General features: G+C 64.9%; 21 protein-coding genes. 10 read left to right on the top strand and 11 right to left on the bottom strand.

Going from position 1 to position 24,345, the window contains the following annotated elements; translation table 11 throughout:
* Positions 1 to 42: 42 nt before the first annotated feature.
* Positions 43 to 1,599: a UxaA family hydrolase gene (locus tag ACSZPK_RS16525; protein WP_437882564.1), complete on the top strand. Its 1,557-nt coding sequence runs from the start codon at positions 43 to 45 to the stop codon at positions 1,597 to 1,599.
* Between the two features lie 76 nt (positions 1,600 to 1,675).
* The gene (locus ACSZPK_RS16530) at positions 1,676 to 3,253 is read left to right on the top strand and encodes an aldehyde dehydrogenase (NADP(+)) (protein ID WP_437882565.1); all 1,578 of its coding nucleotides are present in this window, start codon (positions 1,676 to 1,678) and stop codon (positions 3,251 to 3,253) included.
* A gap of 82 nt (positions 3,254 to 3,335) precedes the next feature.
* Here ACSZPK_RS16530 and ACSZPK_RS16535 read toward each other — a convergent pair whose 3' ends face one another.
* From ACSZPK_RS16535 to ACSZPK_RS16550, 4 genes are all read right to left on the bottom strand, one after another.
* Complete coding sequence (locus ACSZPK_RS16535; RefSeq protein WP_437882566.1) at positions 3,336 to 4,748, bottom strand: FAD-binding oxidoreductase; 1,413 nt, start codon at positions 4,746 to 4,748, stop codon at positions 3,336 to 3,338.
* Positions 4,749 to 4,794: 46 nt separating this feature from the next.
* Positions 4,795 to 5,517 (bottom strand): FadR/GntR family transcriptional regulator, encoded by a 723-nt coding sequence (locus ACSZPK_RS16540; RefSeq protein WP_437882567.1) that lies wholly within the window; start codon positions 5,515 to 5,517, stop codon positions 4,795 to 4,797.
* A gap of 90 nt (positions 5,518 to 5,607) precedes the next feature.
* Positions 5,608 to 6,846, bottom strand: coding sequence for an OprD family porin (locus ACSZPK_RS16545; RefSeq protein WP_437882568.1), 1,239 nt, complete (start codon positions 6,844 to 6,846; stop codon positions 5,608 to 5,610).
* 120 nt (positions 6,847 to 6,966) lie between these two features.
* Positions 6,967 to 8,706, bottom strand: a complete 1,740-nt coding sequence (locus ACSZPK_RS16550; RefSeq protein WP_437882569.1) for an IlvD/Edd family dehydratase — start codon at positions 8,704 to 8,706, stop codon at positions 6,967 to 6,969.
* 195 nt (positions 8,707 to 8,901) lie between these two features.
* On the opposite strand from ACSZPK_RS16550, the gene ACSZPK_RS16555 reads away from it, so the two are divergent.
* The 5 genes from ACSZPK_RS16555 to ACSZPK_RS16575 all read left to right on the top strand — a co-directional run bounded on the left by ACSZPK_RS16555 (position 8,902) and on the right by ACSZPK_RS16575 (position 14,850).
* Positions 8,902 to 10,209 carry an MFS transporter gene (locus tag ACSZPK_RS16555; RefSeq protein WP_437882570.1) on the top strand — a complete coding sequence of 436 codons (1,308 nt, stop codon included), beginning with the start codon at positions 8,902 to 8,904 and terminating at the stop codon, positions 10,207 to 10,209.
* 19 nt (positions 10,210 to 10,228) lie between these two features.
* A complete protein-coding gene (locus tag ACSZPK_RS16560) occupies positions 10,229 to 11,167 on the top strand; it encodes an acetaldehyde dehydrogenase (acetylating) (RefSeq protein ID WP_437882571.1) in 939 nt (312 codons plus the stop codon).
* 11 nt (positions 11,168 to 11,178) lie between these two features.
* Positions 11,179 to 12,192 (top strand): 4-hydroxy-2-oxovalerate aldolase, encoded by a 1,014-nt coding sequence (gene dmpG / locus ACSZPK_RS16565; RefSeq protein WP_437882572.1) that lies wholly within the window; start codon positions 11,179 to 11,181, stop codon positions 12,190 to 12,192.
* A gap of 150 nt (positions 12,193 to 12,342) precedes the next feature.
* Positions 12,343 to 13,119, top strand: a complete 777-nt coding sequence (locus ACSZPK_RS16570; RefSeq protein ID WP_437882573.1) for a ferredoxin--NADP reductase — start codon at positions 12,343 to 12,345, stop codon at positions 13,117 to 13,119.
* A 183-nt stretch (positions 13,120 to 13,302) separates the two neighbouring features.
* Positions 13,303 to 14,850, top strand: a complete 1,548-nt coding sequence (locus tag ACSZPK_RS16575; RefSeq protein WP_437882574.1) for a TerC family protein — start codon at positions 13,303 to 13,305, stop codon at positions 14,848 to 14,850.
* Positions 14,851 to 14,925: 75 nt separating this feature from the next.
* Here the strand turns inward: ACSZPK_RS16575 and mscL are convergent, their stop codons facing one another.
* Positions 14,926 to 15,327, bottom strand: a complete 402-nt coding sequence (mscL, locus tag ACSZPK_RS16580; RefSeq protein ID WP_437882575.1) for a large-conductance mechanosensitive channel protein MscL — start codon at positions 15,325 to 15,327, stop codon at positions 14,926 to 14,928.
* Between the two features lie 210 nt (positions 15,328 to 15,537).
* On the opposite strand from mscL, the gene ACSZPK_RS16585 reads away from it, so the two are divergent.
* On the top strand, positions 15,538 to 15,804 hold the full coding sequence (locus ACSZPK_RS16585) for a DUF465 domain-containing protein (protein ID WP_437882576.1): 267 nt from the start codon (positions 15,538 to 15,540) through the stop codon (positions 15,802 to 15,804).
* An 11-nt stretch (positions 15,805 to 15,815) separates the two neighbouring features.
* Here the strand turns inward: ACSZPK_RS16585 and ACSZPK_RS16590 are convergent, their stop codons facing one another.
* The gene (locus ACSZPK_RS16590; RefSeq protein ID WP_437882577.1) at positions 15,816 to 16,307 is read right to left on the bottom strand and encodes a GNAT family N-acetyltransferase; all 492 of its coding nucleotides are present in this window, start codon (positions 16,305 to 16,307) and stop codon (positions 15,816 to 15,818) included.
* 195 nt (positions 16,308 to 16,502) lie between these two features.
* Between ACSZPK_RS16590 and radA the strand changes: the two genes are divergently transcribed.
* The gene (gene radA, locus ACSZPK_RS16595) at positions 16,503 to 17,867 is read left to right on the top strand and encodes a DNA repair protein RadA (RefSeq protein ID WP_437882578.1); all 1,365 of its coding nucleotides are present in this window, start codon (positions 16,503 to 16,505) and stop codon (positions 17,865 to 17,867) included.
* 107 nt (positions 17,868 to 17,974) lie between these two features.
* On the top strand, positions 17,975 to 18,136 hold the full coding sequence (locus tag ACSZPK_RS16600; protein WP_437882579.1) for a hypothetical protein: 162 nt from the start codon (positions 17,975 to 17,977) through the stop codon (positions 18,134 to 18,136).
* A gap of 96 nt (positions 18,137 to 18,232) precedes the next feature.
* Here ACSZPK_RS16600 and ACSZPK_RS16605 read toward each other — a convergent pair whose 3' ends face one another.
* The 5 genes from ACSZPK_RS16605 to ACSZPK_RS16625 form a co-directional block, all read right to left on the bottom strand.
* Positions 18,233 to 18,601: a PilZ domain-containing protein gene (locus tag ACSZPK_RS16605; RefSeq protein ID WP_437882580.1), complete on the bottom strand. Its 369-nt coding sequence runs from the start codon at positions 18,599 to 18,601 to the stop codon at positions 18,233 to 18,235.
* Positions 18,594 to 20,798 carry a hypothetical protein gene (locus tag ACSZPK_RS16610; RefSeq protein ID WP_437882581.1) on the bottom strand — a complete coding sequence of 735 codons (2,205 nt, stop codon included), beginning with the start codon at positions 20,796 to 20,798 and terminating at the stop codon, positions 18,594 to 18,596. The genes ACSZPK_RS16605 and ACSZPK_RS16610 overlap by 8 nt, the downstream gene beginning before the upstream one ends.
* Positions 20,785 to 21,963, bottom strand: a complete 1,179-nt coding sequence (locus tag ACSZPK_RS16615) for a DUF3142 domain-containing protein (RefSeq protein WP_437882582.1) — start codon at positions 21,961 to 21,963, stop codon at positions 20,785 to 20,787. The genes ACSZPK_RS16610 and ACSZPK_RS16615 overlap by 14 nt, the downstream gene beginning before the upstream one ends.
* Positions 21,964 to 22,068: 105 nt before the next feature.
* Positions 22,069 to 22,695, bottom strand: a complete 627-nt coding sequence (locus ACSZPK_RS16620; RefSeq protein ID WP_437882583.1) for a response regulator — start codon at positions 22,693 to 22,695, stop codon at positions 22,069 to 22,071.
* Complete coding sequence (locus ACSZPK_RS16625; RefSeq protein ID WP_437882584.1) at positions 22,692 to 24,068, bottom strand: cache domain-containing protein; 1,377 nt, start codon at positions 24,066 to 24,068, stop codon at positions 22,692 to 22,694. Before ACSZPK_RS16625 ends, ACSZPK_RS16620 begins: the two co-directional genes overlap by 4 nt.
* Between the last annotated feature and the right edge of the window lie 277 nt (positions 24,069 to 24,345).

The raw sequence follows: 24,345 nt of genomic DNA on the forward strand, positions 1-24,345 counted from the left end.
CGCGAGAAGGCGCTCGCCCATAACGATAAAGAGGTACCCGTGATGGAACTGATAACCAAGGTCGGCGCCGAGCAGAATATCGCTGCCGCCGTGATTCGCCTGAACCCGCTGGACGACGTGCTGGTAGCACGCCAGCCGCTGACTGCCGGCCTGCGCATCGAGGCCGAGGGGATTACCGTGCGCCAGGCCATCCCGGCTGGACACAAGGTCGCTACCCGGCGCATCGCGGCAGGCGAGCCACTGCGTCGCTACGGCCAGATCATCGGCTTCGCCTCGCAGCTGATCGAAGTCGGCGATCATGTCCACGTACACAACGTCGAGATGGGCGACTTTTCCCGCGACTACGCCTTTGGCGTCGATGCCCGCGAAACGCCATGCAGCGAAGCCACCTTCCAGGGCATCGTCCGCGCCGACGGTCGCGTCGCCACGCGCAACTACATCGGCATCCTCACCTCGGTGAACTGCTCGGCCACGGTGGCGCGTGCCATCGCCGACCATTTCCGCCGCGATATCCATCCCGAGGCGCTGGCGCCTTACGCCAACGTCGATGGCGTAGTGGCGCTGACCCATGGGGTCGGTTGCGCGGTCGATCCGGGTGGCGAAGCCCTGGCGATGCTGCAACGCACCCTTGGCGGCTACGCGGTCCATGCCAACTTCCATGCCGTGCTGATGATCGGCCTCGGTTGCGAAACCAACCAGATCGAAGACCTGCTCAAGGCCCGCGGCCTGGCTGCCGGCAATCAGCTGCGCACCTTCACCATCCAGGGCACCGGCGGCACGTCGAAGACCATTGCCAGTGGCATCGCCCAGGTCAAGTCGTTGCTGGGCGAGGCCAACCAGGTGCGGCGCGAGCCGGTGAGCGCCAGGCACCTGATCGTCGGCCTGCAGTGTGGCGGTTCCGACGGCTACTCCGGTATCACCGCCAACCCGGCATTGGGTAACGCGGTGGATCGCCTGGTCGCCGCCGGTGGCACGGCGATCCTCTCGGAGACCCCGGAGGTCTACGGCGCCGAACACCTGCTGACCCGCCGCGCGGTCAGCCAGCACGTTGGCGAAAAACTGATCAAGCGCATCCACTGGTGGGAAGCATATTGCGCACGGATGAACGCCGAGCTGAACAACAACCCGTCGGCCGGCAACAAGGCGGGTGGCCTGACCACCATTCTCGAGAAGTCGCTCGGCGCGGTGGCCAAGGCCGGTTCCACCAACCTGGTGGATGTCTATGAATATGCCGAGGCGGTGACCGCCCGCGGGCTGGTGTTCATGGATACCCCTGGCTACGACCCGATCTCCGCCACCGGGCAGGTCGCGGGCGGCGCCAACCTGATCGCCTTCACCACGGGACGCGGTTCGGCCTACGGCTGTGCGCCGTCGCCGGCGATCAAGCTGGCTACCAACAACCGCCTGTTCGAGACCCAGGAAGAAGACATGGACGTGAACTGCGGAGGCATCGCCGACGGCAGCACGACCATCGAAGAGCGCGGCGCGCACATCTTCGAACTGATGCTGCGTGTCGCTTCGGGCGAGCGCAGCAAGAGCGAACGGCATGGCTACGGCCAGAACGAGTTCGTGCCCTGGCAGATCGGTGCGATCACCTGAGCGGGCTTCGTCGCCTGTGAGATGAGCGCTTTCTACGCGAGCAGCATGAGCCCTACCGAGAGTGAGGAGTGAGGATATGAATATTTGCGGAAAGAACTACGTGGCAGGGCGTCGTAGCGCCGAAGGCCGCACGATTATCCACAGCTACGATGCCAGCACGGGTGAACGGCTGCCGTATGACTTCTTCCAGGCGACGCCCGACGAGGTGGACGCCGCGGCCGTGGCCGCGGCGGCGGCTTATCCGCGCTATCGGGCGTTGCCCGCGGGCCGGCGCGCCGAATTCCTCGATGCCGTGGCTGATGAACTGGATGCGCTGGACGCCGAATTCGTGGCCCTGGTGGTCCGTGAGACGGCGCTGCCTACTGCACGCATTCAGGGCGAGCGTGGCCGCACCAGCGGCCAGATGCGCCTGTTCGCCAATGTCCTGCGCCGTGGTGATTTCTACGGCGCGCGCATCGATACGGCATTGCCCGAGCGCCAGCCGCTGCCGCGCGTCGATCTGCGCCAGGTGCGCCTGGGCGTCGGTCCGGTTGCGGTGTTCGGTGCCAGCAATTTCCCCCTGGCTTTCTCCACCGCCGGTGGTGACACCGCCGCGGCGCTGGCTGCCGGCTGCCCGGTGGTGTTCAAGGCCCACAGCGGGCACATGGCGACTGCCGAATACGTGGCCGACGCGATCATCCGCGCCGCCGAGAAAACCGGCATGCCGGTCGGCGTGTTCAACATGATCTACGGCGCTGGCGTCGGTGAAGCCCTGGTCAAGCACCCGGCGATCCAGGCGGTCGGCTTCACCGGCTCGCTGCGTGGCGGCCGCGCCCTGTGCGACATGGCGGCGGCGCGTGCGCAGCCGATCCCGGTATTCGCCGAGATGTCCAGCATCAACCCGGTGCTGGTCTTGCCTGAAGCGCTCAAGCAGCGCGGCGAGCAGGTCGCCGGCGAGCTGGCGGGTTCGGTGGTGATGGGCTGCGGCCAGTTCTGCACCAATCCGGGCCTGGTGATCGGTATCCGTTCCGCGCCGTTCAGCCAGTTCCTCGATAGCCTGTCGGCGCGCATGGCCGACCAGGTGCCGCAAACCATGCTCAATGCCGGCACCCTGAAGAGCTACGCGAAAGGCCTGGCCGCGCTGCACGCCCACCCGGGCGTCAAGCACCTGGCCGGGCAGAACCAGGAAGGCAGCCAGGCCAGGCCGCAGTTGTTCCAGGCCGATGTCAGCCTGCTGTTGAACGGCGACGAACTGCTGCAGGAAGAGGTCTTCGGCCCCACCACCGTCGTCATCGAAGTCGCCGACAAGGCTGAACTGATCGAGGCGTTGCATGGCCTGCACGGTCAGCTCACCGCCACCCTGATCGCCGAGCCGGCCGACCTGGCTGCATTCGCCGACCTGGTGCCGGTGCTCGAACAGAAAGCGGGTCGTCTGCTGCTCAATGGCTACCCGACTGGCGTGGAGGTGTGCGACGCCATGGTGCACGGTGGACCGTACCCGGCCACCTCGGACGCCCGTGGTACGTCTGTCGGCAGCCTGGCCATCGACCGCTTTCTACGCCCGGTGTGCTACCAGAACTACCCGGATGCGCTGCTGCCGGATGCGCTGAAGAACGCCAACCCACTGGGCATCGTCCGGCTGCTGAACGGTTCCAGCAGCCGCGAGCCGGTGTAGTCCGTAGCGGCGGTGGATGACGCCGCACTACCTGGGAGCAGGCGCCTTGCCGGCGAAGCGCCGATTAGCGTTTGCCCACGCTTCAAGCCTGGAAGCTGAAGATTTTCCCCGGGTTCATCAGGTTGTGCGGATCGAGCGTGTGTTTGATCGCCCGCATCACATCGACCGCCACCTCGCCGTGTTCCTCCAGCAGGTAGCCGATCTTGTGCAGGCCGATGCCGTGTTCGCCGCTGCAGGTGCCGCCGGCGGCCAGGGCGCGCTGGACGATCAGGCGGTTCATCCGTTCGGACTCTGCGACTTCGGCCGGATCATTGGGGTCGAGCAGCAGGCAGACGTGGAAGTTGCCGTCGCCTACATGGCCGAAGATCGGGGCTGGCAACGATGACTGGCGCAAGTCTTCCTGGGTGCCCAGAACACATTCGGCCAGTCGCGAGATCGGCACGCAGACGTCGGTGGACGAGGCGCGGCAGCCAGGTTTCAGTTGCAGGAAGGCGAACAGGGCATTGTGCCGGGCGCTCCACAGGCGGTTGCGTTCCTCCTGCCGGGTTGCCCACTGGAAGCCGCTGCCACCATTGCCGTCGGCCAGTTCCTGCACGCTGGCGGCCTGTTCGGCAACGCTGTGTTCATTGCCATGGAACTCCAGGAAAAGAGTCGGCGTTTCGTGCAGGGTCAGCTTGAAGTAGCGGTTCATGGCCTGAATCGCCAGGGCGTCGACCAGTTCGGCGCGGGCCACCGGAATACCCAGCTGGATGGTCTCGATCACCGTTTGCACGGCGCCCTCTACCGAGGCGAAGCTGCACACGGCTGCGCAGGTCGCCTCCGGTTGCGGGTGTAGCTTGAGAGTGATTTCGCTGATCACCCCGAGGGTGCCTTCGCTGCCGATGAACAGGCGCGCCAGGTCATAGCCGGCGGAGGATTTCTTTGCCCGCGAGCCGGTCTTCACCACGCGCCCGTCGGCCAGGATGGCGGTCAGCGCGAGCACGTTTTCACGCATGGTGCCGTAGCGCACCGCGTTGGTGCCCGAGGCGCGAGTGGCGCACATGCCGCCGATGCTGGCGTCGGCGCCGGGGTCGATCGGGAAGAACAGGCCGCTGGCGCGCAGGTACTCGTTGAGGGCCTTGCGCGTGATGCCGGGCTGCACGGTGATGCTGAGGTCTTCGGGGACGAAATCGATGACCTGGTCCATCCGCGATACATCCAGGCTGAGGCCGCCGTTGACCGCCAGCAGGTGGCCTTCCAGGGAGGAGCCGCTGCCGTAGGGGATTACTGGTACACGGTGCTGGTGGCACAGGCGCAGGATCGCGACGATATCGTCCTGGTCATTGGCGAAGGCCACGGCATCGGGCGGTAGCGGGTCGTAGAGCGATTCGTCGCGGCCGTGGTGCTCACGCATCGCGAGCGAAGTGCTGAAGCGTTCGCCGAGGCGTGCGCTCAGCGCTTCGCACAGGGCGACGGGCAGGGGCGCACGGCTGGTGTCGGTGGCGGGCAGTGTCATCACGGGCTCCTTCGGAATGAATGGGGACGGCCCGCATGGCGGGCCGCTACAACGGTGTCAGTTCGTTCATCACCGTATCGAGGGCCATGCGCGTGTCGTCGAGCTGGACCAGCGACGCATGGCGCGCGCCGAGGGCGTCGCGGTTTTTGATCGCGGTGAGAATGGCTTTGTGCCGCGGCAGGCTGAGGGCCTGGGTATTGGGCCGCAGGTTGGTGACGTTGATCGATTCGCTCAGCGGCAACGAGAGCATGTTGCACATATAGGCGAGCAGGTCGTTGTGGGTGGCTTCGGCGATGGCCCGATGGAAGTCCAGGTCCGGTTGCAGCAACTCCTGGCGGGTTTGCGCTTTCTCCATGCGCACATAGGCCGCTTCGATGGCCGCGATGTCCGCATCGGTGGCGGTGGTGGCGGCCATCGCGGCGATTTCCGGCTCGAGGATGCGCCGCACACCGGCCAGGGTGTTGAAGAATTCGCTCTGCGGGGTGGATTGCACCAGCCAATAGAGGACGTCGGGATCGAGCAGGTGCCATTCCCGGCGCGAGCGCACCAGGGTGCCGACCCGAGGCTTGGCATAGACCAGGCCCTTGGCGGCCAGCACCCGGGTGGCTTCGCGCAGCACCGGCCGGCTGACCTGGTACTCCTCGCACAGGCTGGCTTCCAGCGGCAGCTTCTCTTCGGGCTTGAAACGGCCGGAGACGATGTGCATGCCCAGCTCCTGGACGATCCGGGCATGCATGCTCTTGCGGGGCTTGGGTTTCTGGTAATCCATGGGGGCGGCAGAGGTCCGACGAAATGCCGCGCATCATAGCATCGCTGGCGCGCCGATTCGGCGAGCGGGACCCAGGCCGGCCACCGTTGCTCATTTCAGCGGCAGGGTGTAGGCGATGATCAGCCGGTTCTCGTCGATATCGGCGCCGAAACTGGAGCGCACCATCGCGTTGCGCCAGCGCAGTGCGAGGTTCTTCAGCGGTCCGCTCTGCACGGTGTAGGTGACATCGAGATTGCGCTCCCACTCGTGCCCTGTGGTGGCGCCGCTCAGTTCCACATCGCTGCCGCGCACGTAGCGGGCGAAGGCGGTCAGGCCGGGAATGCCGGCTGCGGCGAAGTTGTAGTCGTAGCGTAATTGCCAGGAGCGCTCACCGGCGAGGATGAAGTTGCGCACCTGGATATCGTTGACCAGCGGCGTGCTGGCGCCGCTGAGCAGCAGGGCGCCGTCATCGCCGTACATGCGCTGGTAGCCGGCATGGAGGGTGTGACCACCGTGGGCGATGGACAACAGGCTGGTCAGCGATCTGTTGTCCAGGTCGCCCGCTTGGGCACTGCCGTCTTCTTCACCGGTGAACAGGCCCAGGTTGGCGGTCAGCGTCCAGTCGCCGAACTGCTGTTTGTGCGTGAGGTTGTAGTAGCGCTGCCGGTAGATGTCCTTGAGTTGGGACTGCCAGATACCGACCAGGGTCCGTTCGGCGTTGAAGCGATATTCAGCGCCAGCGTAGTTGAAACGGTCCGAGGTAAAGCCGCTCAGGCCTTCGGCGGCGAGGTCGGCATCGTCCGTGGAGTTGCGTTGGCTGGCGGAGCGGAACTGGCCGCCGTGCAGGGTCAGGCCGTCGATTTCACGCGAGGTGAGCATGCCGCCCTGGTAGCTCTGCGGCAACAGGCGGGCATCGTTGCGCAGCAGGATCGGCAACTCCGGGAACAGTTCGCCGACCTTCAGCTCTGTCTGGGAGAGCCTGACCTTGGCCACCGCGCCCAGGCGTGAGAATTCGTCCGCGCCATGCCCGTCGTCGTGGGTCGGCAGCAAGCCGCTGTTGGCGCGCCCGGCACCGCTGTCGAGCTTGACCCCGAGCATGCCGACCAGGTCCAGGCCGAAGCCGACCGGGCCCGGGGTATAGCCGGACTGCGCCTTGAGCATGAAGCCCTGGGCCCATTCCTCCTGCCTGGACTGGCTGGCGCCGGCCTGGCGGAAGTCGCGATTGAAGTAGAAGTTGCGCGTGTCGAGGCTGGCGCTGGCGCCTTCGAAGAAGCCGGCGTCATCGGCCAGTGCGGGCAGGCTGATGGTGGCCAGCAGGCAGGTGGTCAGGTGCGTGGCGGTACGGGTCATTATTGTTGTACTCCCGGTCTTGCGGTTGGCGAGCGTGGGCATCCGACGCCCGAGTGGTGGTGGGGGGCAGCATTGCCGCCCCGGTATCGAATGAGCGGGCGCGGTCAGGCGCCAAAGGGATCAATGCGAATGGCGAGGCACGGCGGAGCCGCGGCAGCCGACCAGAAAGTCGAAGTCGCAACCCTGGTCGGCCTGTAGCACGTGGTCGACATACAGGCGTGCGTAACCACTGTCGAAAATCTTCGCGCTGGTATCCGCTTGCAGGTCGGCCAGGCGCCCGGCCAGCTCCTGGTCGCTGATGTCCAGGTGCAGGCGGCCGTTGGCGCAGTCGAGTTCGATGAAGTCGCCGTTGCGCACGGCGGCGAGTGGGCCGCCGGCGGCGGCTTCCGGGGCGACGTGCAGGACGACGGTACCGTAGGCGGTGCCGCTCATGCGGGCGTCGGAAATGCGCACCATGTCGGTGATGCCCTTGGCCAGAACCTTGGGCGGCAGGCCCATGTTGCCGACTTCGGCCATGCCCGGATAACCCTTGGGTCCGGCGTTCTTCAGCACCAGCACGCAGGTTTCGTCGACGTCCAGGTGCGGATCGGCGATCCGCGCCTTGTAGTCGTCGAAGTTCTCGAACACCACGGCACGACCGCGATGCTGCATCAGCGCCGGGGTCGCGGCAGAGGGCTTGATCACCGCGCCGCGCGGCGACAGGTTGCCGCGCAGGATGCACAGGCCACCATCGGCGATCAATGGATTGTCGAGGGTCCGCACCACCTCGTCGTCATATTGCGGCGAAGCCTGGCAGTTGGCCCAGATGCTCTTGCCGTTGGCGGTCAGGGCCTGTGGGTTGGGCAGCAGGCCGCCTTCGCCGAGGCGACGGATCACGGCGGGCAAACCGCCGGCGTAATAGAACTCCTCCATGAGGAAGCGCCCGGAGGGTTGCAGGTCGACGATGGTTGGCGTGCCCTTGCCGATTCGGGTCCAGTCTTCCAGGTCGAGTTCGACACCGATGCGTCCGGCGATGGCCTTGAGATGGATCACCGCGTTGGTCGAGCCACCGATGGCGGCGTTGATCCTGATCGCGTTCTCGAAGGCGGCCTTGGTCAGGATCTTCGACAGGCGCAGGTCTTCGTGGACCATGTCGACGATGCGCATGCCGGACAGGTGGGCGAGCACGTAGCGGCGCGAGTCCACCGCCGGGATCGCCGCGTTGTGCGGCAGCGAGGTGCCCAGCGCCTCGGCCATGCAGGCCATGGTCGAGGCCGTGCCCATGGTGTTGCAGGTGCCGGCCGAGCGGGACATGCCGGCTTCGGCGCTGAGGAATTCGTCCAGGCTGATCTGGCCGCCCTTGTAAGCTTCATGCATTTGCCAGACGACGGTGCCGGAGCCGATGTCCTTGCCCTTGTGCTTGCCGTTGAGCATCGGCCCGCCGGTGACCACGATCGCCGGCACGTCGCAACTGGCGGCCCCCATCAGCAGGGCTGGCGTGGTCTTGTCGCAGCCGGTGAGCAGCACCACGGCATCCACCGGGTTGCCGCGAATGGCCTCCTCGACATCCATGCTCGCCAGGTTGCGGGTCAGCATGGCGGTGGGGCGCAGGTTGGACTCGCCGCTGGAAAACACCGGGAATTCGACGGGAAAACCGCCGGCTTCCAGCACACCTTTCTTCACGTGTTCGGCGATCTTGCGGAAGTGGGCATTACACGGTGTGAGCTCTGACCAGGTGTTACAGATGCCGATGATCGGCTTGCCCTGGAATTCATGGTCCGGGATGCCCTGGTTCTTCATCCAGCTGCGGTACATGAAGCCGTTCTTGTCGGCGGTACCGAACCATTGCGCGGAGCGAAGCGGGTTTTTTTGGTCAGTCATGGCGCGGTCAACTCTTATTGTATTACTAATTTGATAGTGACGCGCTGAATCTACCGCTATTAAAGTGGTTTTTAAAGAGTTGCACGGTAAAAAGTAATACTTTATTGTCTGGCTGACTTGGCATGATGCCAACGGCACCCGACCCAGGCACCACCAGGCAACCGTTCCATAACAAAAACAACTGTGGAGACCGCCATGAATCCGGACACTCGGATCATTCGCACGCTTACGCTCAGGCTGATCCCCTTCCTGATCCTGCTTTATCTCGTCGCCTTCATTGACCGCTCCGCCGTGGGCTTCGCCAAGTTGCACATGAATGCCGACCTGGGCATCAGCGACATGGCCTACGGTTTCGGCGCCGGCCTGTTCTTCATCGGCTATTTCATCTTTGAGGTGCCTAGCAACCTGCTGCTCGAACGCTTCGGCGCACGTCGCTGGTTCGCCCGCATTCTGATTACATGGGGCCTGATCACCATCGGCATGGCGTTCGTCCAGGGCGCCTACAGCTTCTATGTCATGCGCTTCCTGCTCGGCGCGGCGGAGGCTGGGTTCTTCCCTGGCGTGCTGTACTACATCACCCGCTGGTACCCGGTACGTCATCGCGGCAAGGTGCTGGGGTTCTTCATCCTCTCGCAGCCGATTGCGCTGATGGTCACCGGCCCGCTGTCAGGGGCCCTGCTCGGCATGGATGGCATGGCCGGGCTGCATGGCTGGCAGTGGCTGTTCATCACCATCGGCCTGCCTGCGGTACTGCTCGCCTGGCCGACGCTCATCCTGTTGCCCGATACCCCGCATGACGCGCGCTGGCTGGCCGACAACGACCGCAAGTGGCTGCTCGCCGAACTGGACCGGGATCGCCAGGAATATGGGCAGACCGAACACGCCAATCCGCTGCGTGCCCTGGCCGATCGCCGTGTGCTACTGCTCGCCTTGTTGTATCTGCCGAGCACGCTGAGCACCTATGGCCTCGGCCTGTGGCTGCCGACGCTGGTCCATCAGTTCGGTGGCAGCGACCTGACGACCGGGTTCATCTCCGCGATCCCCTATGTCTTCGGCGTGATCGGCCTGCTGCTGATTCCGCGCAGTTCCGACCGCCTCAATGATCGCTACGGCCACCTCACCGTGCTTTACGTGCTCGGCGCGGCAGGGCTGTTCCTCAGCGCCTGGCTGGGCGCTCCGCTGCTGCAACTGCTGGCGTTGTGCCTGACCGGCTTCAGCCTGTTCTCGGTGACCGCGATCTTCTGGGTTCTGCCTGGCCGCTTTCTCAGTGGCGCCAGCGCGGCGGCGGGCATTGCCCTGATCAATTCGTTCGGCAACCTTGGCGGCTATATCGGACCGTTCGGTATCGGGGCGTTGAAGGCATACACCGGCAGCCTGGCCTCCGGCCTGTATTTCCTCTCGGCGGTGATGATCAGCGGCGTACTGCTTACCTACATCGTTTACACCCAACTGGAAAAGAAGACCCTGAGTGAACGCGGCAATGCGCTCGGTCAGGCGTCCTGAGTCGATCTGGAGCAGATGCATGAGTAGAAAGCTGAAAGTCGCCATCGTCGGGTCCGGAAACATCGGCAGCGACCTGATGATCAAGGTAATGCGCAATGCCAGGCACCTGGAGATGGGCGCGATGGTCGGCATCGATGCGGCGTCCGACGGTCTTGCCCGCGCCGCGCGACTCGGGGTGGCGGTGACCCATGAGGGGGTCGAGGGATTGGTGCGGTTGCCCGTTTTCCAGGATATCGATTTTGTCTTCGATGCCACCTCGGCAGGCGCTCACGTGCACAACGACGCCTTCCTGCGCCAGGTCCGTCCCGGTATCCGCCTGATCGACCTGACACCGGCGGCGATCGGCCCGTACTGCGTGCCCGTGGTCAACCTCGAAGAGCACCTGGGCAAGACCAACGTCAATATGGTTACCTGTGGCGGCCAGGCGACCATACCCATGGTCGCCGCGGTCTCCCGGGTGGCGCCGGTGCATTACGCCGAGATCGTCGCCTCCATCGCCTCGAAGTCGGCTGGCCCTGGTACTCGCGCAAATATCGACGAGTTCACCGAAACCACCAGCAAGGCCATCGAAGTGATCGGCGGTGCGGCCAAGGGCAAGGCGATCATCGTCATGAACCCGGCCGAGCCGCCGTTGATGATGCGCGACACGGTGTTCGTGCTATCGGCGCCGGCAGACCAGGAGCGGGTGCGTGCATCCATCGAGGAGATGGCCGCCGCCGTGCAGTCCTACGTGCCAGGTTATCGCCTCAAGCAGCAGGTGCAGTTCGAAGAGATTCCCGCCTCTGCGCCACTGAGTATTCCCGGCCACGGTCGCTTCAGCGGCCTGAAGACTTCGGTGTTTCTCGAAGTGGAGGGCGCCGCCCATTACCTGCCGGCCTACGCCGGTAATCTCGACATCATGACCTCCGCCGCGCTGGCCACCGCCGAGCGCATGGCCGTGTCGATGATCAACGGCTGAGGAGCGCAGTTATGAACGGCAAGAAAATCTACATCTCCGACGTGACCCTGCGCGACGGCAGCCATGCCATTCGGCACCAGTACACGCTGGACCATGCCCGTGACATTGCGCGCGCGCTGGACAAGGCGCGGGTTGACTCGATCGAGGTCGCCCATGGTGATGGCCTGCAAGGTTCGAGCTTCAACTACGGCTTCGCCCGTCACTCGGACCTGGAGTACATCGAGGCGGTGGCCGATGTGGTCAGCCATGCGCGGATCGCCACCTTGTTGTTGCCTGGCATCGGTACGGTACACGACCTCAAGGCCGCCTACGACGCTGGCGCACGGGTAGTCCGTGTGGCCACGCACTGCACCGAGGCCGATGTCGCGCGGCAACATATCGAATACGCCCGCGAACTGGGCATGGACACCGTCGGATTCCTGATGATGAGCCACATGATCCCGGCCGAGAAACTCGCCGAGCAGGGCAAGCTGATGGAGCGCTATGGTGCCCAGTGCATTTATATGGCCGACTCCGGTGGCGCCATGAACATGAACGATATCCGTGACCGCATGCGCGCGTTCAAGGCGATCCTAGAGCCCGAAACCCAGACGGGCATGCATGCCCATCACAACCTGTCGCTGGGCGTGGCCAACTCCATCGTCGCGGTGGAGGAAGGTTGCGACCGTATCGACGCCAGCCTCGCCGGCATGGGGGCGGGAGCCGGCAATGCACCGCTGGAAGTGTTCATCGCCGCCGCCGAGCGCCTGGGCTGGAACCATGGCTGCGCGCTCTACGCCCTGATGGACGCCGCCGACGATATCGTGCGTCCGCTGCAGGACCGTCCGGTCCGGGTTGATCGGGAAACCCTTGGCCTGGGCTATGCCGGGGTCTACTCCAGCTTCCTGCGCCATGCTGAACGGGCGGCGGCCCGCTATGGCCTGAAAACGCTGGATATCCTCGTCGAGTTGGGCAAGCGACGGATGGTCGGTGGCCAGGAGGACATGATCGTCGACGTCGCCCTGGACCTGTTGCACAAGGCCTGAACCGCGTCTGTCCGGAGCCCGTGGCAGCCCGGTCGGCGTCGGGCGCTGCCAGTGCCCGGCGCTTGCCTGGATAATTGGCGCAATGGCCACGGGTGTTTCTGGACGTCGCTTTCGGCGACACTAGCGCCCCCGAAACGACGGAGGCCCGGCATGGCCAGCAGCGACGAGAAGTTCACCCGCCAGACCCTCACCGATATTCGCGTCTGGTCGCCCAGCCTGTTCAGCCTGCGCTGCACCCGCGACGCGGGTTATCGTTTCCGTGCCGGCCAGTTCGCCCGTCTCGGCGTGCGCAAGGCCGATGGCAGTATCGTCTGGCGCGCCTATTCGATGCTCTCGGCGCCGCATGACGATTACCTCGAGTTTTTCTCCATCGTCGTGCCGGACGGGGAATTCACCAGCGAGCTGAGCCGCCTGCAGGTCGGCGACGAACTGCTGGTCGACAAGCAGGCCTTCGGCTACCTCACCCTCGACCGTTTCCCCGATGGCCGCGACCTGTGGCTGATCGGCACCGGCACCGGCCTGGCGCCGTTCCTGTCGATCCTCCAGGACCTGGAGGCGTGGCAGCGCTTCGAACGCATCGTGCTGGTCTACAGCGCCCGTGACGCTGGCGAGCTGGCCTATCAGGAACTGATCGCCGAGCTGCCGCAGCGCGAGTGGCTGGAAGGCGCGGGGAGCAAGCTGGTCTATGTGCCGGTGGTCACGCGCGAGCAGGTTCCCGGGGCGTTGAATGCACGGGTCACCACGCTGATCGAGAATGGCGAGCTGGAGCGCGCCGCCGGTCTGCAACTCACCCCGGAACACTCACGGGTCATGTTGTGCGGCAATCCGCAGATGATCGAAGACACCCGCGCGGTGCTGAAGACCCGCGACATGCAACTGTCCCTCAGTCGCCGCCCCGGTGCGGTGGCGGTGGAGAATTACTGGTAACGGCTGTGGCTGGCGGCGGACAGCGTTAAGAATTGGTAACGCTTTAGCGCTGAGTCCATCCGGGGATTGCCCTTAGCATGGACGTCCCTTTTCTCTGATCGAACCTCATGGACAGCGACTGTTGCCGGCCGACCTTGGCCCTTTTCCCCGTTCCATCCTCCCGCTCGCCGAGGCGCCACTGACATGGAGTGGCTTCTCGATCCCACGGCATGGCTTGGCCTGCTGACCCTGATCGTCCTGGAAATCGTCCTGGGCATCGACAACCTCGTGTTCATCGCCATCCTCGCCGACAAGTTGCCGCCGCATCAGCGCGACCGCGCGCGGCTGATCGGCCTGAGCCTGGCCTTGCTCATGCGCCTGGGCCTGCTGGCCAGCATTTCCTGGCTGGTGACCCTGACCGAGCCGCTGTTCGAGGTGTTCGGCAAGTCATTTTCCGGGCGTGACCTGATCATGTTGTTCGGCGGTGTGTTCCTGTTGTTCAAGGCGACCATGGAGTTGCACGAACGCCTGGAAGGGCGCACCCATCAGGCTGGCGCGAACAAGACCTACGCGCTGTTCTGGCCGGTGGTGGCGCAGATCGTCGTACTCGACGCGGTGTTTTCCCTGGACGCGGTGATCACCGCCGTGGGCATGGTCGAACAGTTGGAAGTGATGATGATCGCGGTGATCATCTCCATCGGCCTGATGATCGTGGCGAGCAAACCGCTGACCCGCTTCGTCAACGCCCACCCGACGGTGATCATGCTGTGCCTGGGCTTCTTGCTGATGATCGGCTTCAGCCTGACCGCCGAAGGCCTGGGCTTCCACATTCCCAAGGGCTATCTGTATGCGGCCATCGGCTTCTCGATTCTCATCGAGCTGGCCAACCAATTGACCCGCTTCAAGCGCAAGCGCCACCTGCGGGGCCAGCGGGGCGTGCGTGAGCGCACGGCCCATGCCGTGCTGCGTCTGCTCGGAGGCAAGTACGAAGCGGCGGAAGTGGGCGAGGACATCGCCGACATGCTCGATGGCGACGATGGCCAGGCCGCGCTGTTCGACCGCCGCGAGCGGGTGATGATCAGTGGCGTGCTGGGCCTGGCCGAGCTGTCGATCAAGAATGTCATGACCGACCGGGTCGAGACCCACCACATCGACCTCAGTGACACCTCGGAAAAGATTCACCAGGCGTTGCTGGAGTCGCCGTACTCACGCCTGCTGGTGATCCGTGATGGCCAGGTCGATGAGCCCTTGGGCTACGTGCACAAGAAAGAGCTGTTCAAGGAGTTGCTCAAAGGCGAGCAGCCCGATCTGGAAAGCCTGCTGCGCCGTCCGCTCAACCTGCCCGATAGCTGCGCCGTGCTCGGCGCCCTGGAGCAGATGCGCCAGGCCTCGACGCACGTGGCGTTCGTGGTCAACGAGTTCGGCGGCTTCGAGGGCATGCTGACGCTGACCGATATCCTCGAGGCGATTGCCGGCGAGCTGCCGGATGCCAGCGAAGTGGACGGGCCGGATATCGAGACGGTGGAGGGCGGCTTCCGCGTCAACGGTGCCCTCAACCTGTCGGTGGTGCGCGAGCGTACCGGCTTGCGCGCCCAGGCGACCGAGGATTATCAGACGCTCTCTGGCTTGGCCATGAGCCTGCTCGATCGTTTGCCGGTGATCGGCGATGTGGTCGAGTTCGCCGGTTGGCGGCTGACGGTGGTCGAAGTGAAGGAAAGGCGGATCAGCCGACTGTTACTGATACCGCAATAGACGCTTGCGACTGAAAAGCACTGGAGGCTGATTGCCGTTCTTCAGCCTCCAGCGTTCCAGTGCTCTTGAATCGGCTTAAGGATTCTTGTCCTGTTGCGTTTTGAGCAAGTCGCGAATCTCGGCGAGCAGCGCCTGGTCCTTGGTCGGGCCGGCCGGTTCGGCCTGGTTGCGAACCTTGTTGATCACTTTCACGCCCATGAAGATGGCGAAGGCGATGATCAGGAAGTCGAAGATGCTCTGGATGAATTTGCCGTACGCGAGAAGAACGGCGGGTGTGTCGCCCTGGGCTTCCTTGAGCACGATGGCCAGGTCGGAGAAGTCCACGCCGCCGATCAGCAGGCCCAGTGGCGGCATGACCACATCGCCGACGAAGGACGACACGATCTTGCCGAACGCGGCGCCGATGATGATCCCCACTGCCATGTCGACCACGTTGCCTTTGACGGCGAAGGCTTTGAACTCGCTGATGATGCTCATTGATGCTCCTTGATAGGTCTGTAGAGACTGAAAGTGGTGACTTTGCCGCTGGGGGACGGTTCCGGTCAACTGTGCCTGGAAACCTGGGCGAGGCGGCCTGCGTAGCTGGCGGGCCGCCGAGGGCGATGGTGCCATCCTTGATCAGGATCAACGGACAAGGCGAGGTGCGCAACTAGAGTGGTCGAAATTTCAGCGAATGGGAATGCGACCATGCACATCGACTACTTCTCTCAAGCCGAACCCGACCACAAGCCGCAACTGCGCCGCACCAGCACGGGCTACGCGGCCCTGGCCGAGCAATACGACGATATCGACCGGCGCATCGAGCGTATCGAGATCGGTATCGAGCGTCCGGACGACATGCCCCTGTCGGCACTCAAACTGCAACGCTCCGGCCTGCGCGAGGACCTGGCGCGGCAGACACGCAAGGCTGAAGGCGGTTGCTGCAACTGTGGCAGAAACTGCGCGGGCAAATGACAGCGCACTAGCTACGGCTGTGGCACCAGCAGGTAACGCTGCAGTCCGGGCTCGTCTGCCGAGTCGGCCAGCTTGGACAGCGCCAGTGGCAAGTCTTCCAGGACTCGCCGGCAGAAGGCGCTGGCCAGTGGGTCCTGTTCGTAGAAGCTGACCAGCCAGCGACCGCCGCCCGTGATCACCTGGCGCAGGATCGCACTGCCGATCCCCTTGCGCCGGTATTTGCGCAGGACGAACAGGTCGGCGAACTCCAGGGCGTCGACACTGGGCTCTTGGTTGCGCTCGATGAGCAGGAAGCCAGCGATGAATCCGTCGACCAGGATCAACTGCGCGCTCCAGTCCGGCTCCTGCCAGTAGCGCTGCAGATGCGGATCGTGGATATAGAAGCGACCGTCCAGGTCGACGTCTTCCTGTTCCCAGTCCGAAGACTCGTAGGCATAGAACTGGTAGAGGTTGCGGATCAGTGGTGACTGCTCTGCACAGGTAGGAACGAGTTCGATCAACATGGCAGACACCTCGACAGCCGGATGGCCATTATCATCCCGCACAGGGCATACCGAAAGTAGTTTGCTAACTAACTACAGCCCAATATTGACGCGGGTTGTAGCCGGATATCAACACCCCGGCACGAGGGCTGTCTGTAAATCCATACAGTATTTCGCTATCCTTGCCGCCTTCGCTCATCAGGCAGGACGATTTCCATGGCCAAAGCCAAGCGCATGTATGGCTGCACCGAATGTGGCGCGACCTTTCCCAAGTGGGCCGGGCAGTGCGGCGAGTGCGGCGCCTGGAACACCCTGACCGAAACCCAGCTCGAAGCCGGTTCGGCGACGCCCAGCGGTCGCGGCGGCTGGGCCGGACAGCAGGCGCAGGTCAAGACCCTGGCCGAGGTCAGCGTCGAAGAGGTGCCGCGATTCTCCACCGTTTCCGGCGAACTCGACCGCGTGCTCGGCGGCGGCCTGGTGGAGGGGTCGGTGGTGCTGATCGGTGGCGACCCGGGCATCGGCAAGTCGACCATCCTCCTGCAGACCCTGTGCAACATCGCCCAGCGCCTGCCGGCGCTGTACGTCACCGGCGAAGAGTCGCAACAGCAGGTGGCGATGCGCGCCCGCCGCCTGGAACTGCCCCAGGACAGGCTCAAGGTGATGACCGAGACCTGCATCGAGTCGATCATCGCCACCGCGCGCCAGGAAAAACCCAAGGTGATGGTCATCGACTCGATCCAGACCATCTTCACCGAGCAACTGCAATCGGCCCCTGGTGGCGTTGCCCAGGTGCGCGAGAGCGCGGCGCTGCTGGTGCGCTTTGCCAAGCAGAGCGGCACGGCGGTCTTTCTCGTCGGCCATGTCACCAAGGAAGGCGCGCTGGCCGGGCCTCGCGTACTGGAGCACATGGTCGATACCGTGCTGTATTTCGAGGGCGACCCGGATGGCCGCCTGCGTTTGCTGCGGGCGGTGAAGAACCGCTTCGGCGCGGTCAACGAGCTGGGCGTGTTCGGCATGACCGACAAGGGACTCAAGGAGGTCACCAACCCCTCGGCGATCTTCCTCACCCGCGCCCAGGAGTCGGTGCCCGGCAGCGTGGTCATGGCCACCTGGGAAGGCACCCGGCCGATGCTGGTCGAGGTGCAGGCGCTGGTCGACACCAGCCACATGGCCAACCCGCGCCGTGTCACCCTTGGCCTGGACCAGAACCGATTGGCCATGCTGCTCGCGGTGCTGCACCGCCATGGCGGCATCCCGACCTACGACCAGGACGTGTTCCTCAACGTGGTCGGCGGGGTCAAGGTGCTGGAAACCGCGTCCGACCTGGCCTTGATGGCGGCAGTGATTTCCAGCTTGCGCAACAAACCCTTGGCGCATGACCTGCTGGTATTTGGTGAGATCGGCCTTTCTGGCGAAATTCGCCCGGTGCCCAGTGGCCAGGAGCGCCTCAAGGAGGCGGCCAAGCATGGCTTCAAACGCGCCATCGTGCCCAGGGGCAATGCGCCCAAGGAAGCCCCGGCCGGCCTGCAGATCATCGCTGTGACCCGTCTGGAACAGGCACTGGATGCCTTGTTCGAGTGACTGCGGCGTTCTGCCGCTGGAGCGGTTTTGCGACGATTGATCGAGATCAAGTTTGCCGTGCTGGAGCGGTCGCAGGATGAGGGCGTGTCCATAGAGGAGACTCCCTCATGTTCCTGTTCTTCGATATCTTCGCCAAGGCTTTCACCTTCGATGCCGAGCCACCCAAGCGTGCCCGCGATGGGCGTTCGGTCATCCATCTTGAATCGCAGCGGACCAAGGCACGTCGTGCCCGTCGCCAGGAAGCCGATGCGGCGTGCTGGGGGAAGTGAAGGCCTAGGGTCTGCCGTACTGGCTCGCAAGTGAACGCTTTTGGCAGGAAGGGTGGAACCAAGCGGTCCGCCCCATCCTGCATCCTGGCAGAAAACCTACTCCGTCCTACCCAGCGCCGCCAGCTCGCGCTCCAGCAGGTCTTCGTTGCCGAGGTTGAGTTCGACCAGCCGACGCAGATGGCTGATCGAGTCGAGATCGATGTGACGGCAGACGAAGCCGAGCAGGCCGTCGTCGACGCGGGCCAGTTCCACCTCCATCTGCAGGCGGGTCTCCGGGGTGAGGGTGATGGTCGCGGTGAATGGCTGGTCGGCGTGGCCGTTCCAGTCGACCGGGCGTTCGACCAGCAGTCCCCTCAGGGAAAGATCATGCAGCTCCACCGGCCAATGGCATTCGCCCTGGGCAAGCTCGGTGGCGGCGTCGAAGGCGATGCGCTGAAAGCGCCGACGCTCGTTGTTGTCACTCATGGCGGTTGTCCTCTGCGGTTTTGTCCACTATAGCCAAGCCTGCCCGGCGCCGCCGCCAGTAGATGGCGGCGGCGACCGCGGCGAGCAGGCCAACGCCCAGGGCGTAGCGATTGCTGCGAACTGCATCACGTATCGCCTGGCCACGCTCGACCCACAAGCGGTCGCGGGCACGGTCGAAATCCGGTTCCTCGCAGGCGCCGACGCCGAACACGAAGGCTGTGTCGAGTGGCCGGCGCAAGGCGCCGTGATCGATATAGCGCTGGAAGTAGCCCTGCGCCTTTTCCGGATCGACATTGATCATCCAGTCGGTCGCCGCGCACAGGGTGGTGGCGAAGGCCTGGCTGCGCTCCGGCACCAGGTCGGCGGCGCGACTGGCCAGGTCGGCGGCGATCCAGCGGTAGTGATAGCGCCGGTAGGGCTTGGCGGTCGTGGCGTTCCAGCGCTGCGCCTCGTCGGCGCTGAGCAGGGCCGCGGCTTTGATCGGCAGGCTGCCTGACGCCTCGTCATTGCCGAAGTTGCCGTCGTAGACGCGGTTGTCCGGGCCCAGCTCGTAGCCGAGCAGCTCCATGCCATGGCGGCGAGCGATACGCGCGGCCTGGAAGTAGCCCTCGGCGCGGCCGATGTCGGTCCAGGCGCTATTGGCCTCCTGCAAGGCATTCTGGTAATGGCGTGCGGCTTCCTGCAGGTCCAGGTGGGCGAAGTAGGGAATCGCTTCGCTATAACGGCCATCGCGCATCAGGCGGCGAGCCAGCAGCTCACGCAGCTCCATGGCCGGCTGCCGGCTCCAGGAGTCCACCCGTTCGCCGGCTTTGACGCTCGGCACGCTGGGCACATGGCTGTCCACGTAGCCTTTCAATTCGTCGCTGGCGAGTACCCGCTCGGCGACCGCGGCGGCGTCCTGCCAGTACAGTTCGCCACTGCGATAGAGCTGGTCGAAGGCTTCCAGGTAGTCGCCGCGCTCCATGGCCAGGATGGCGGATTCGCCTTCGATCCGGCACTTCGGCTTGACCGACTCATAGAGCCAGTCTCCGCTGCGTCGCAAGCCCCAGCTTTCTTCATCGGGGAAGCGCTTGGCGGCCTGGGCATAGGCCAGGCTGGCGGCGGCCTTGTCGCCCGCGCGCAAGGCCATCTTGGCCTTCAGCCACCAGCCCAGGCCGCTGTCGTCGGCATGCTCGAGAAAACGCTGGGTGGCGACGTAGTCGCCTTGGCGATAGGCCAGGGCGGCGAGGCGGTCGGCATCGTCGAGGCGTTCGATGCCGGCGCGCTGGATCAGCGCCAGCAGACGTGATGCCGACAGCGCCTGGTTGCCCAGGTTGGCCAACAGGCTGGCCGTCAGGAGTTGGCGAACAGCTGGCTGGCGCAACAGCGGCAGCAGTTCTTCATCGCTCAGGGCGGAGAGGCTGGCGCTGACTTCCTGCAACGAGCTGGTGCCGGTCTCCGAGCGATGGATAGACTGGCTGGCGTAAAGCTGGATCGCCTGGCTCCAGTTCCTCTCGGCCAGGTCCAGGCGTGCCTGTTCGCCAAGGCTGGCGATGGCCAGTTCGAGCGGGTCGTCGAAGCCGGCGACGGTCAGTTCGCGGGTCTGTTCGAAGGCACGACGGGCCTGCTCCCGATAGTCGTGCTGGCGCTGTTCGTCGCCGAGTACTGGGTCGGTTGCGCCGACTGCGATCCGCGCCAGGCTGCGGCCAAGGGAATAGGCCGCCCAGGTGCTGCGCAACTGGCGTTCTGCCCCGGGCAGGGCGAGAACGCGGTTGAAATACTCGGCGGCCAGGCTCGCGTCGCCCTGGGCGAACGCCACGGCGCCGGCCGTGTACAGGCGCAGCTCGGCCGACAGGTCGGCGCCTTCCCGCTCAGCCTGATGGGCATCGGCGAGGCTGCGCAGATGCTGGACGCGCTCATAGCGACCGTCGCTCAACTGGGCTTTTTCTATCTCGTCACGCTGCACCGGCAGACGCTCGGCGTTACCCCAGTATTGCGTCAGGGTCGCATCGCTGGCCTGGCCCAGGCCGGCGACGGGGTTGCCGAACAGGCGGACCTCATTGCTGAAACTGCCTTCGGGCAGTTGGGCCAGCGCGTTCTCCCGATCCTCCAGCAGGCGGTAGGGGAAGTCCGGGCCGCAGGCCATGGCCGAGGCCAACGGCAGCAGCATGCCGAGGCCGAGCGCGAACAGGTGGCGTTGCCACTCAGGGTGAGACATGAATCGCTCCTTGATCGAACGTTGTACAGCGCGCCCAACCGAGTGCGTGTCGTTGCCCGGCGGCCAGGCGAGCGGGCTCCTTGCGGATGAAGGCCGGCCCTGTGGGCGTGCGTTCCAGACGGTAGCCGGGGAGGGCGTCTGCCGCCTCGCAGTCACTATGGGCCAGGGTGATGCGTCTGGGCAGCTCGGCGTCACGATTGCCAGGGTTGAACAGGGCCAGTTCGTGCAGCGGGCCGGGCTGGCTGGCCTCGACGTCCAGGGCCGCTTGCAGCGGTTCGCCATGGATCACGGCCTGCAAGGTCGACAACGGCCAGGCCCGACGATCGCCGGGCAGGGGCAGGCGAAACCAGATGATGCCGCTCAGGTTGGGTGGATGCCGTCCGCGTAAGGCGGCCAGCAGATCGGCGACCTGCTGCGGATCGGCCATCAGCTCACGGCGGGTGCCGCTGGCATTCAGCGGCGCCTCGCTCTCGACCAGGGTCGATGAGTCGATCAAGGCCACGCCATAGGCGGGCAGCGCCAGCAGGAATGGGCGCTCGCTGCGCTCGGCATAGCGTTCGGCCCAGCGCAGCGCTTGCTGCGGGTCGAACAGGCCATCGCGCGGATCGTTCACCGCGTGGACCTGCAATACCGAACCGTCGACCTGGCGCAGCAGGTCATCCAGCCTGCCACTGTCCAGCCAGGTCGGCAGTGCGGTGATGCTCAACGGCAAGCCGGCCGGCAGCGCAGGGCGCAGTGACTGCAACATTTCGGCATACGCGGGCAGGCGTGCGGTGGCGCAATCGTGGTCGATCTCCACGCCTCTCAAGTCGATTCCAGCCGCCTGCCAGTCGCGCAGCAGATCGGTGATCTGGCGGATGATTTCGCCCTGGTCCAATCGCGGCAACTGGCCATCCAGGCGCACCACGGCGATCACCGGGCGACGGTCCTCGGCGAGCAGTCGCAGGTCCGCATAAGCCCGCGCCCATCCCGCCTTGGGATGGGCCTGCAAGGCCAGCACGCGCAGGGTCGAGAAATCGCCGCGGGTCTGCGCCAGCACCTGGGCATGGGCCGGCTGCCACTGGCGTTGCCAGATGTAAACCTGCTGGTCGAGCGGCGTCGGCGGCGCGTCCGCAGGACAGCCGGCCAGGAGCAGGAAGAGGCAGAAAAAGGCAAGGGTGCGCATGGTGGGGCGCTAAGCTACAAGCCTCTGGAGGCGGGGTGCAAGTAGCAACGTCGAACGCGCGTGGAGATGCTGGGCGGGTCTCTACGGTACTCGTTCAACGGCCTGTTAGGCCTGCGGCGCCCAGCCATAGTCCATCGCATGCTTGACCAGGTCGGCGGGCTTTTCGATGTCCAGCTTGCGGCGGATGCTCAGGCGGTGGGTTTCCACGGTACGCACGCTGATCTGCAACTCCCGCGCCATGGCCTTGTTGTTCAGGCCCTGGGCCATCATCAGCAGGACCTGGCGCTCGCGCGGGGTCAGCTCCTGCTCGTCGCCGCCACCGCCGCCGAGCTTCTGCGCGATGTCGCCGGAGTAGAAGCGCCCGCCGACGGCGAGTACCTCGATGGCCGAGATGATTTCCGTTGACGGCGCCTCCTTGAGCACGTAGCCCGAAGCGCCCATGCGCAGCGAGCTGCTGACGTATTCCTGGTTGTCGTACATGCTCAGGATCAGCACTTTGATCGCCGGGTGCCGCTTCTTGATGATGCCGGTCAGCTCCAGGCCGTTGATGTCCTTGAGGCCGATGTCCATCAGCAGGATGTCCGGCTGTTCACGTCCGACCAGTTCCAGGGCCTCGCTGCCGCTGCCGGCCTCGCCGACGATCTCGAAGCGCTCGACCATCGACAGCAGCGTGCGCACGCCATCGCGTACCAGGGCATGGTCATCGACCAGGGCGATGCGAATCGGGGTCATGGCAGTTGCACCTCGGCAACGGGCGGGGCGGCAGAGAGTAACAGGGCCACGTCGAGTTCGGTGCCGGAAGCCGTGGAAACAATGCTGAAGGTGCCGCCGAAATGCTCGACCCGTTCGCGAATGTTGCGCAGGCCGATGCCGCCGCTGTGTTGCTCGACCTGGCGTGGATTGAAGCCTTGGCCGTCGTCGCGGATGCGCAAGGTCACCCGGTGCTCGTTGCCGGCCAGGGCGATATCGACCTGGCGGGCATGGGCGTGGCGTTCGATGTTGGTCAGCGCCTCCTGGAGGATGCGGAACAGTGCGACGTTCATGCCGTCGCTCAGGCGCGTGTCGCCCAGGCGGTTGTCGTAGTTCACCCGCAGGCCGCTGCGTTGCTCGAATTCGCTGGCCAGTTGGCCGATCGCCGATGCCAGGCCGAGGGTGTCGAGCAGCGAGGGGTGCAGGTCATGGGAGATGCGCCGTACTTCGCCGATGGCACCGGCCAGGCGTTCGATGCCTTGGCGTAATGTCTCGCCAGCGCTGGCCTTGCCGGCCGCCAGTTCATGGGCCGCCAGTTCGAACTTGAACTTGATCGACACCAGCAACTGGCTGATGCCGTCGTGCAGCTCGCGGGACAGGCGCGAGCGCTCTTCTTCCTGGGAGGTGACGATGCGCTGGGTCAGTTGTTGCAGCTTGCGGTCGGCCAGGCGCTGCTCGCTGACGTTGAGGGTCAGACCGCTGGCGAATACCAGCAGCACGGCGATCAGCGCGACGGCGGCGATGGCCAGCATGGTGGTGCGGATGCCGTTGCCCACGTCGTGGCGCACCTGGGCGATCGCATGATCGACGTCCTCCAGGTAGATGCCGGTGCCGAGCATCCAGTCCCAGCGTTCGAGCATGGTCACGTAGGCCAGTTTCTCCGAGGGCTGGCCGGTGGAGGGTTTCTGCCAGCCGTAGCGCTGAAAACCGCCGCCGTCCCGGGCGCTCTTGACCAGCGCCTGGATCACCAGCAGGCCATGGGCGTCGGTCATGTTCCACAGGTCCTTGCCGACCAGGTCGCCCTGGCGCGGATGCATCAGGCTCTTGCCGTTGCTGTCGTAGACGAAGAAGTAGCCATCGGCACCGAAGTTGATTCGCGCCAGCAGGGCGAGTACCTGGCGCTTGGTTTCCTCGTCGTCGCGCCCGCTGCCGTAGAGCGGCTCGATGGTGCTCAGGGCCATTTCCACGTAGTGCTTGAGCTCGGCCTGCTTGCTGGCGAGGATGCTGCGCTCGATCAGTTGCGCCTGCTGCTCGCCCAGGCGCTGGTTCTGCACCAGCACCAGCAGGCAGACCACGGCGACCGCCAGAAGCAGGGGCAGTACGCTGAGGGCGACGATCTTGTGTTTGAGTTGCATGAGGGTTCTCTGGGGGCTGTTGGCGCTTTGTTTCAGGTTTCGGGCAAGGCCGCTTTGAGGCAATTGCGGACGCTTACGTTCACCGTCATTCCCGCGCAGGCGGGAATCCAGAAGCGCTTTTTTGGGCTCCCGCCTTCGCGGGAGTGACGGCTAAATACACCGAGCAATAACGGTCATCGCACGAACGTCCGCTCCTGCCTCGAAGCCGTCATCCAAACGAGCCCCAAAAGGTCTCAATCTGCGACTAAGCTTGCTGGCGAAGGTTATCGGACCTTCG

The sequence above is a fragment of the Pseudomonas sp. LRF_L74 genome (assembly GCF_965644255.1).
GTDB lineage: Bacteria > Pseudomonadota > Gammaproteobacteria > Pseudomonadales > Pseudomonadaceae > Aquipseudomonas.

Excerpts from the sequence above, each read along its gene's own strand:
- ACSZPK_RS16540 (WP_437882567.1), bottom strand. The coding sequence starts at position 5,517 with ATGGATTACCAGAAACCCAAGCCCCGCAAGAGCATGCATGCCCGGATC.
- ACSZPK_RS16550 (WP_437882569.1), bottom strand. The coding sequence starts at position 8,706 with ATGACTGACCAAAAAAACCCGCTTCGCTCCGCGCAATGGTTCGGTACC.
- ACSZPK_RS16575 (WP_437882574.1), top strand. The coding sequence starts at position 13,303 with ATGGAGTGGCTTCTCGATCCCACGGCATGGCTTGGCCTGCTGACCCTG.
- radA (WP_437882578.1), top strand. The coding sequence starts at position 16,503 with ATGGCCAAAGCCAAGCGCATGTATGGCTGCACCGAATGTGGCGCGACC.
- ACSZPK_RS16555 (WP_437882570.1), top strand. The coding sequence starts at position 8,902 with ATGAATCCGGACACTCGGATCATTCGCACGCTTACGCTCAGGCTGATC.
- ACSZPK_RS16590 (WP_437882577.1), bottom strand. The coding sequence starts at position 16,307 with ATGTTGATCGAACTCGTTCCTACCTGTGCAGAGCAGTCACCACTGATC.
- ACSZPK_RS16545 (WP_437882568.1), bottom strand. The coding sequence starts at position 6,846 with ATGACCCGTACCGCCACGCACCTGACCACCTGCCTGCTGGCCACCATC.
- ACSZPK_RS16605 (WP_437882580.1), bottom strand. The coding sequence starts at position 18,601 with ATGAGTGACAACAACGAGCGTCGGCGCTTTCAGCGCATCGCCTTCGAC.
- ACSZPK_RS16625 (WP_437882584.1), bottom strand. The coding sequence starts at position 24,068 with ATGCAACTCAAACACAAGATCGTCGCCCTCAGCGTACTGCCCCTGCTT.
- ACSZPK_RS16560 (WP_437882571.1), top strand. The coding sequence starts at position 10,229 with ATGAGTAGAAAGCTGAAAGTCGCCATCGTCGGGTCCGGAAACATCGGC.
- ACSZPK_RS16525 (WP_437882564.1), top strand. The coding sequence starts at position 43 with ATGGAACTGATAACCAAGGTCGGCGCCGAGCAGAATATCGCTGCCGCC.
- ACSZPK_RS16610 (WP_437882581.1), bottom strand. The coding sequence starts at position 20,798 with ATGTCTCACCCTGAGTGGCAACGCCACCTGTTCGCGCTCGGCCTCGGC.
- dmpG (WP_437882572.1), top strand. The coding sequence starts at position 11,179 with ATGAACGGCAAGAAAATCTACATCTCCGACGTGACCCTGCGCGACGGC.
- ACSZPK_RS16535 (WP_437882566.1), bottom strand. The coding sequence starts at position 4,748 with ATGACACTGCCCGCCACCGACACCAGCCGTGCGCCCCTGCCCGTCGCC.
- ACSZPK_RS16615 (WP_437882582.1), bottom strand. The coding sequence starts at position 21,963 with ATGCGCACCCTTGCCTTTTTCTGCCTCTTCCTGCTCCTGGCCGGCTGT.
- ACSZPK_RS16570 (WP_437882573.1), top strand. The coding sequence starts at position 12,343 with ATGGCCAGCAGCGACGAGAAGTTCACCCGCCAGACCCTCACCGATATT.
- ACSZPK_RS16530 (WP_437882565.1), top strand. The coding sequence starts at position 1,676 with ATGAATATTTGCGGAAAGAACTACGTGGCAGGGCGTCGTAGCGCCGAA.
- ACSZPK_RS16585 (WP_437882576.1), top strand. The coding sequence starts at position 15,538 with ATGCACATCGACTACTTCTCTCAAGCCGAACCCGACCACAAGCCGCAA.
- ACSZPK_RS16620 (WP_437882583.1), bottom strand. The coding sequence starts at position 22,695 with ATGACCCCGATTCGCATCGCCCTGGTCGATGACCATGCCCTGGTACGC.
- mscL (WP_437882575.1), bottom strand. The coding sequence starts at position 15,327 with ATGAGCATCATCAGCGAGTTCAAAGCCTTCGCCGTCAAAGGCAACGTG.
- ACSZPK_RS16600 (WP_437882579.1), top strand. The coding sequence starts at position 17,975 with ATGTTCCTGTTCTTCGATATCTTCGCCAAGGCTTTCACCTTCGATGCC.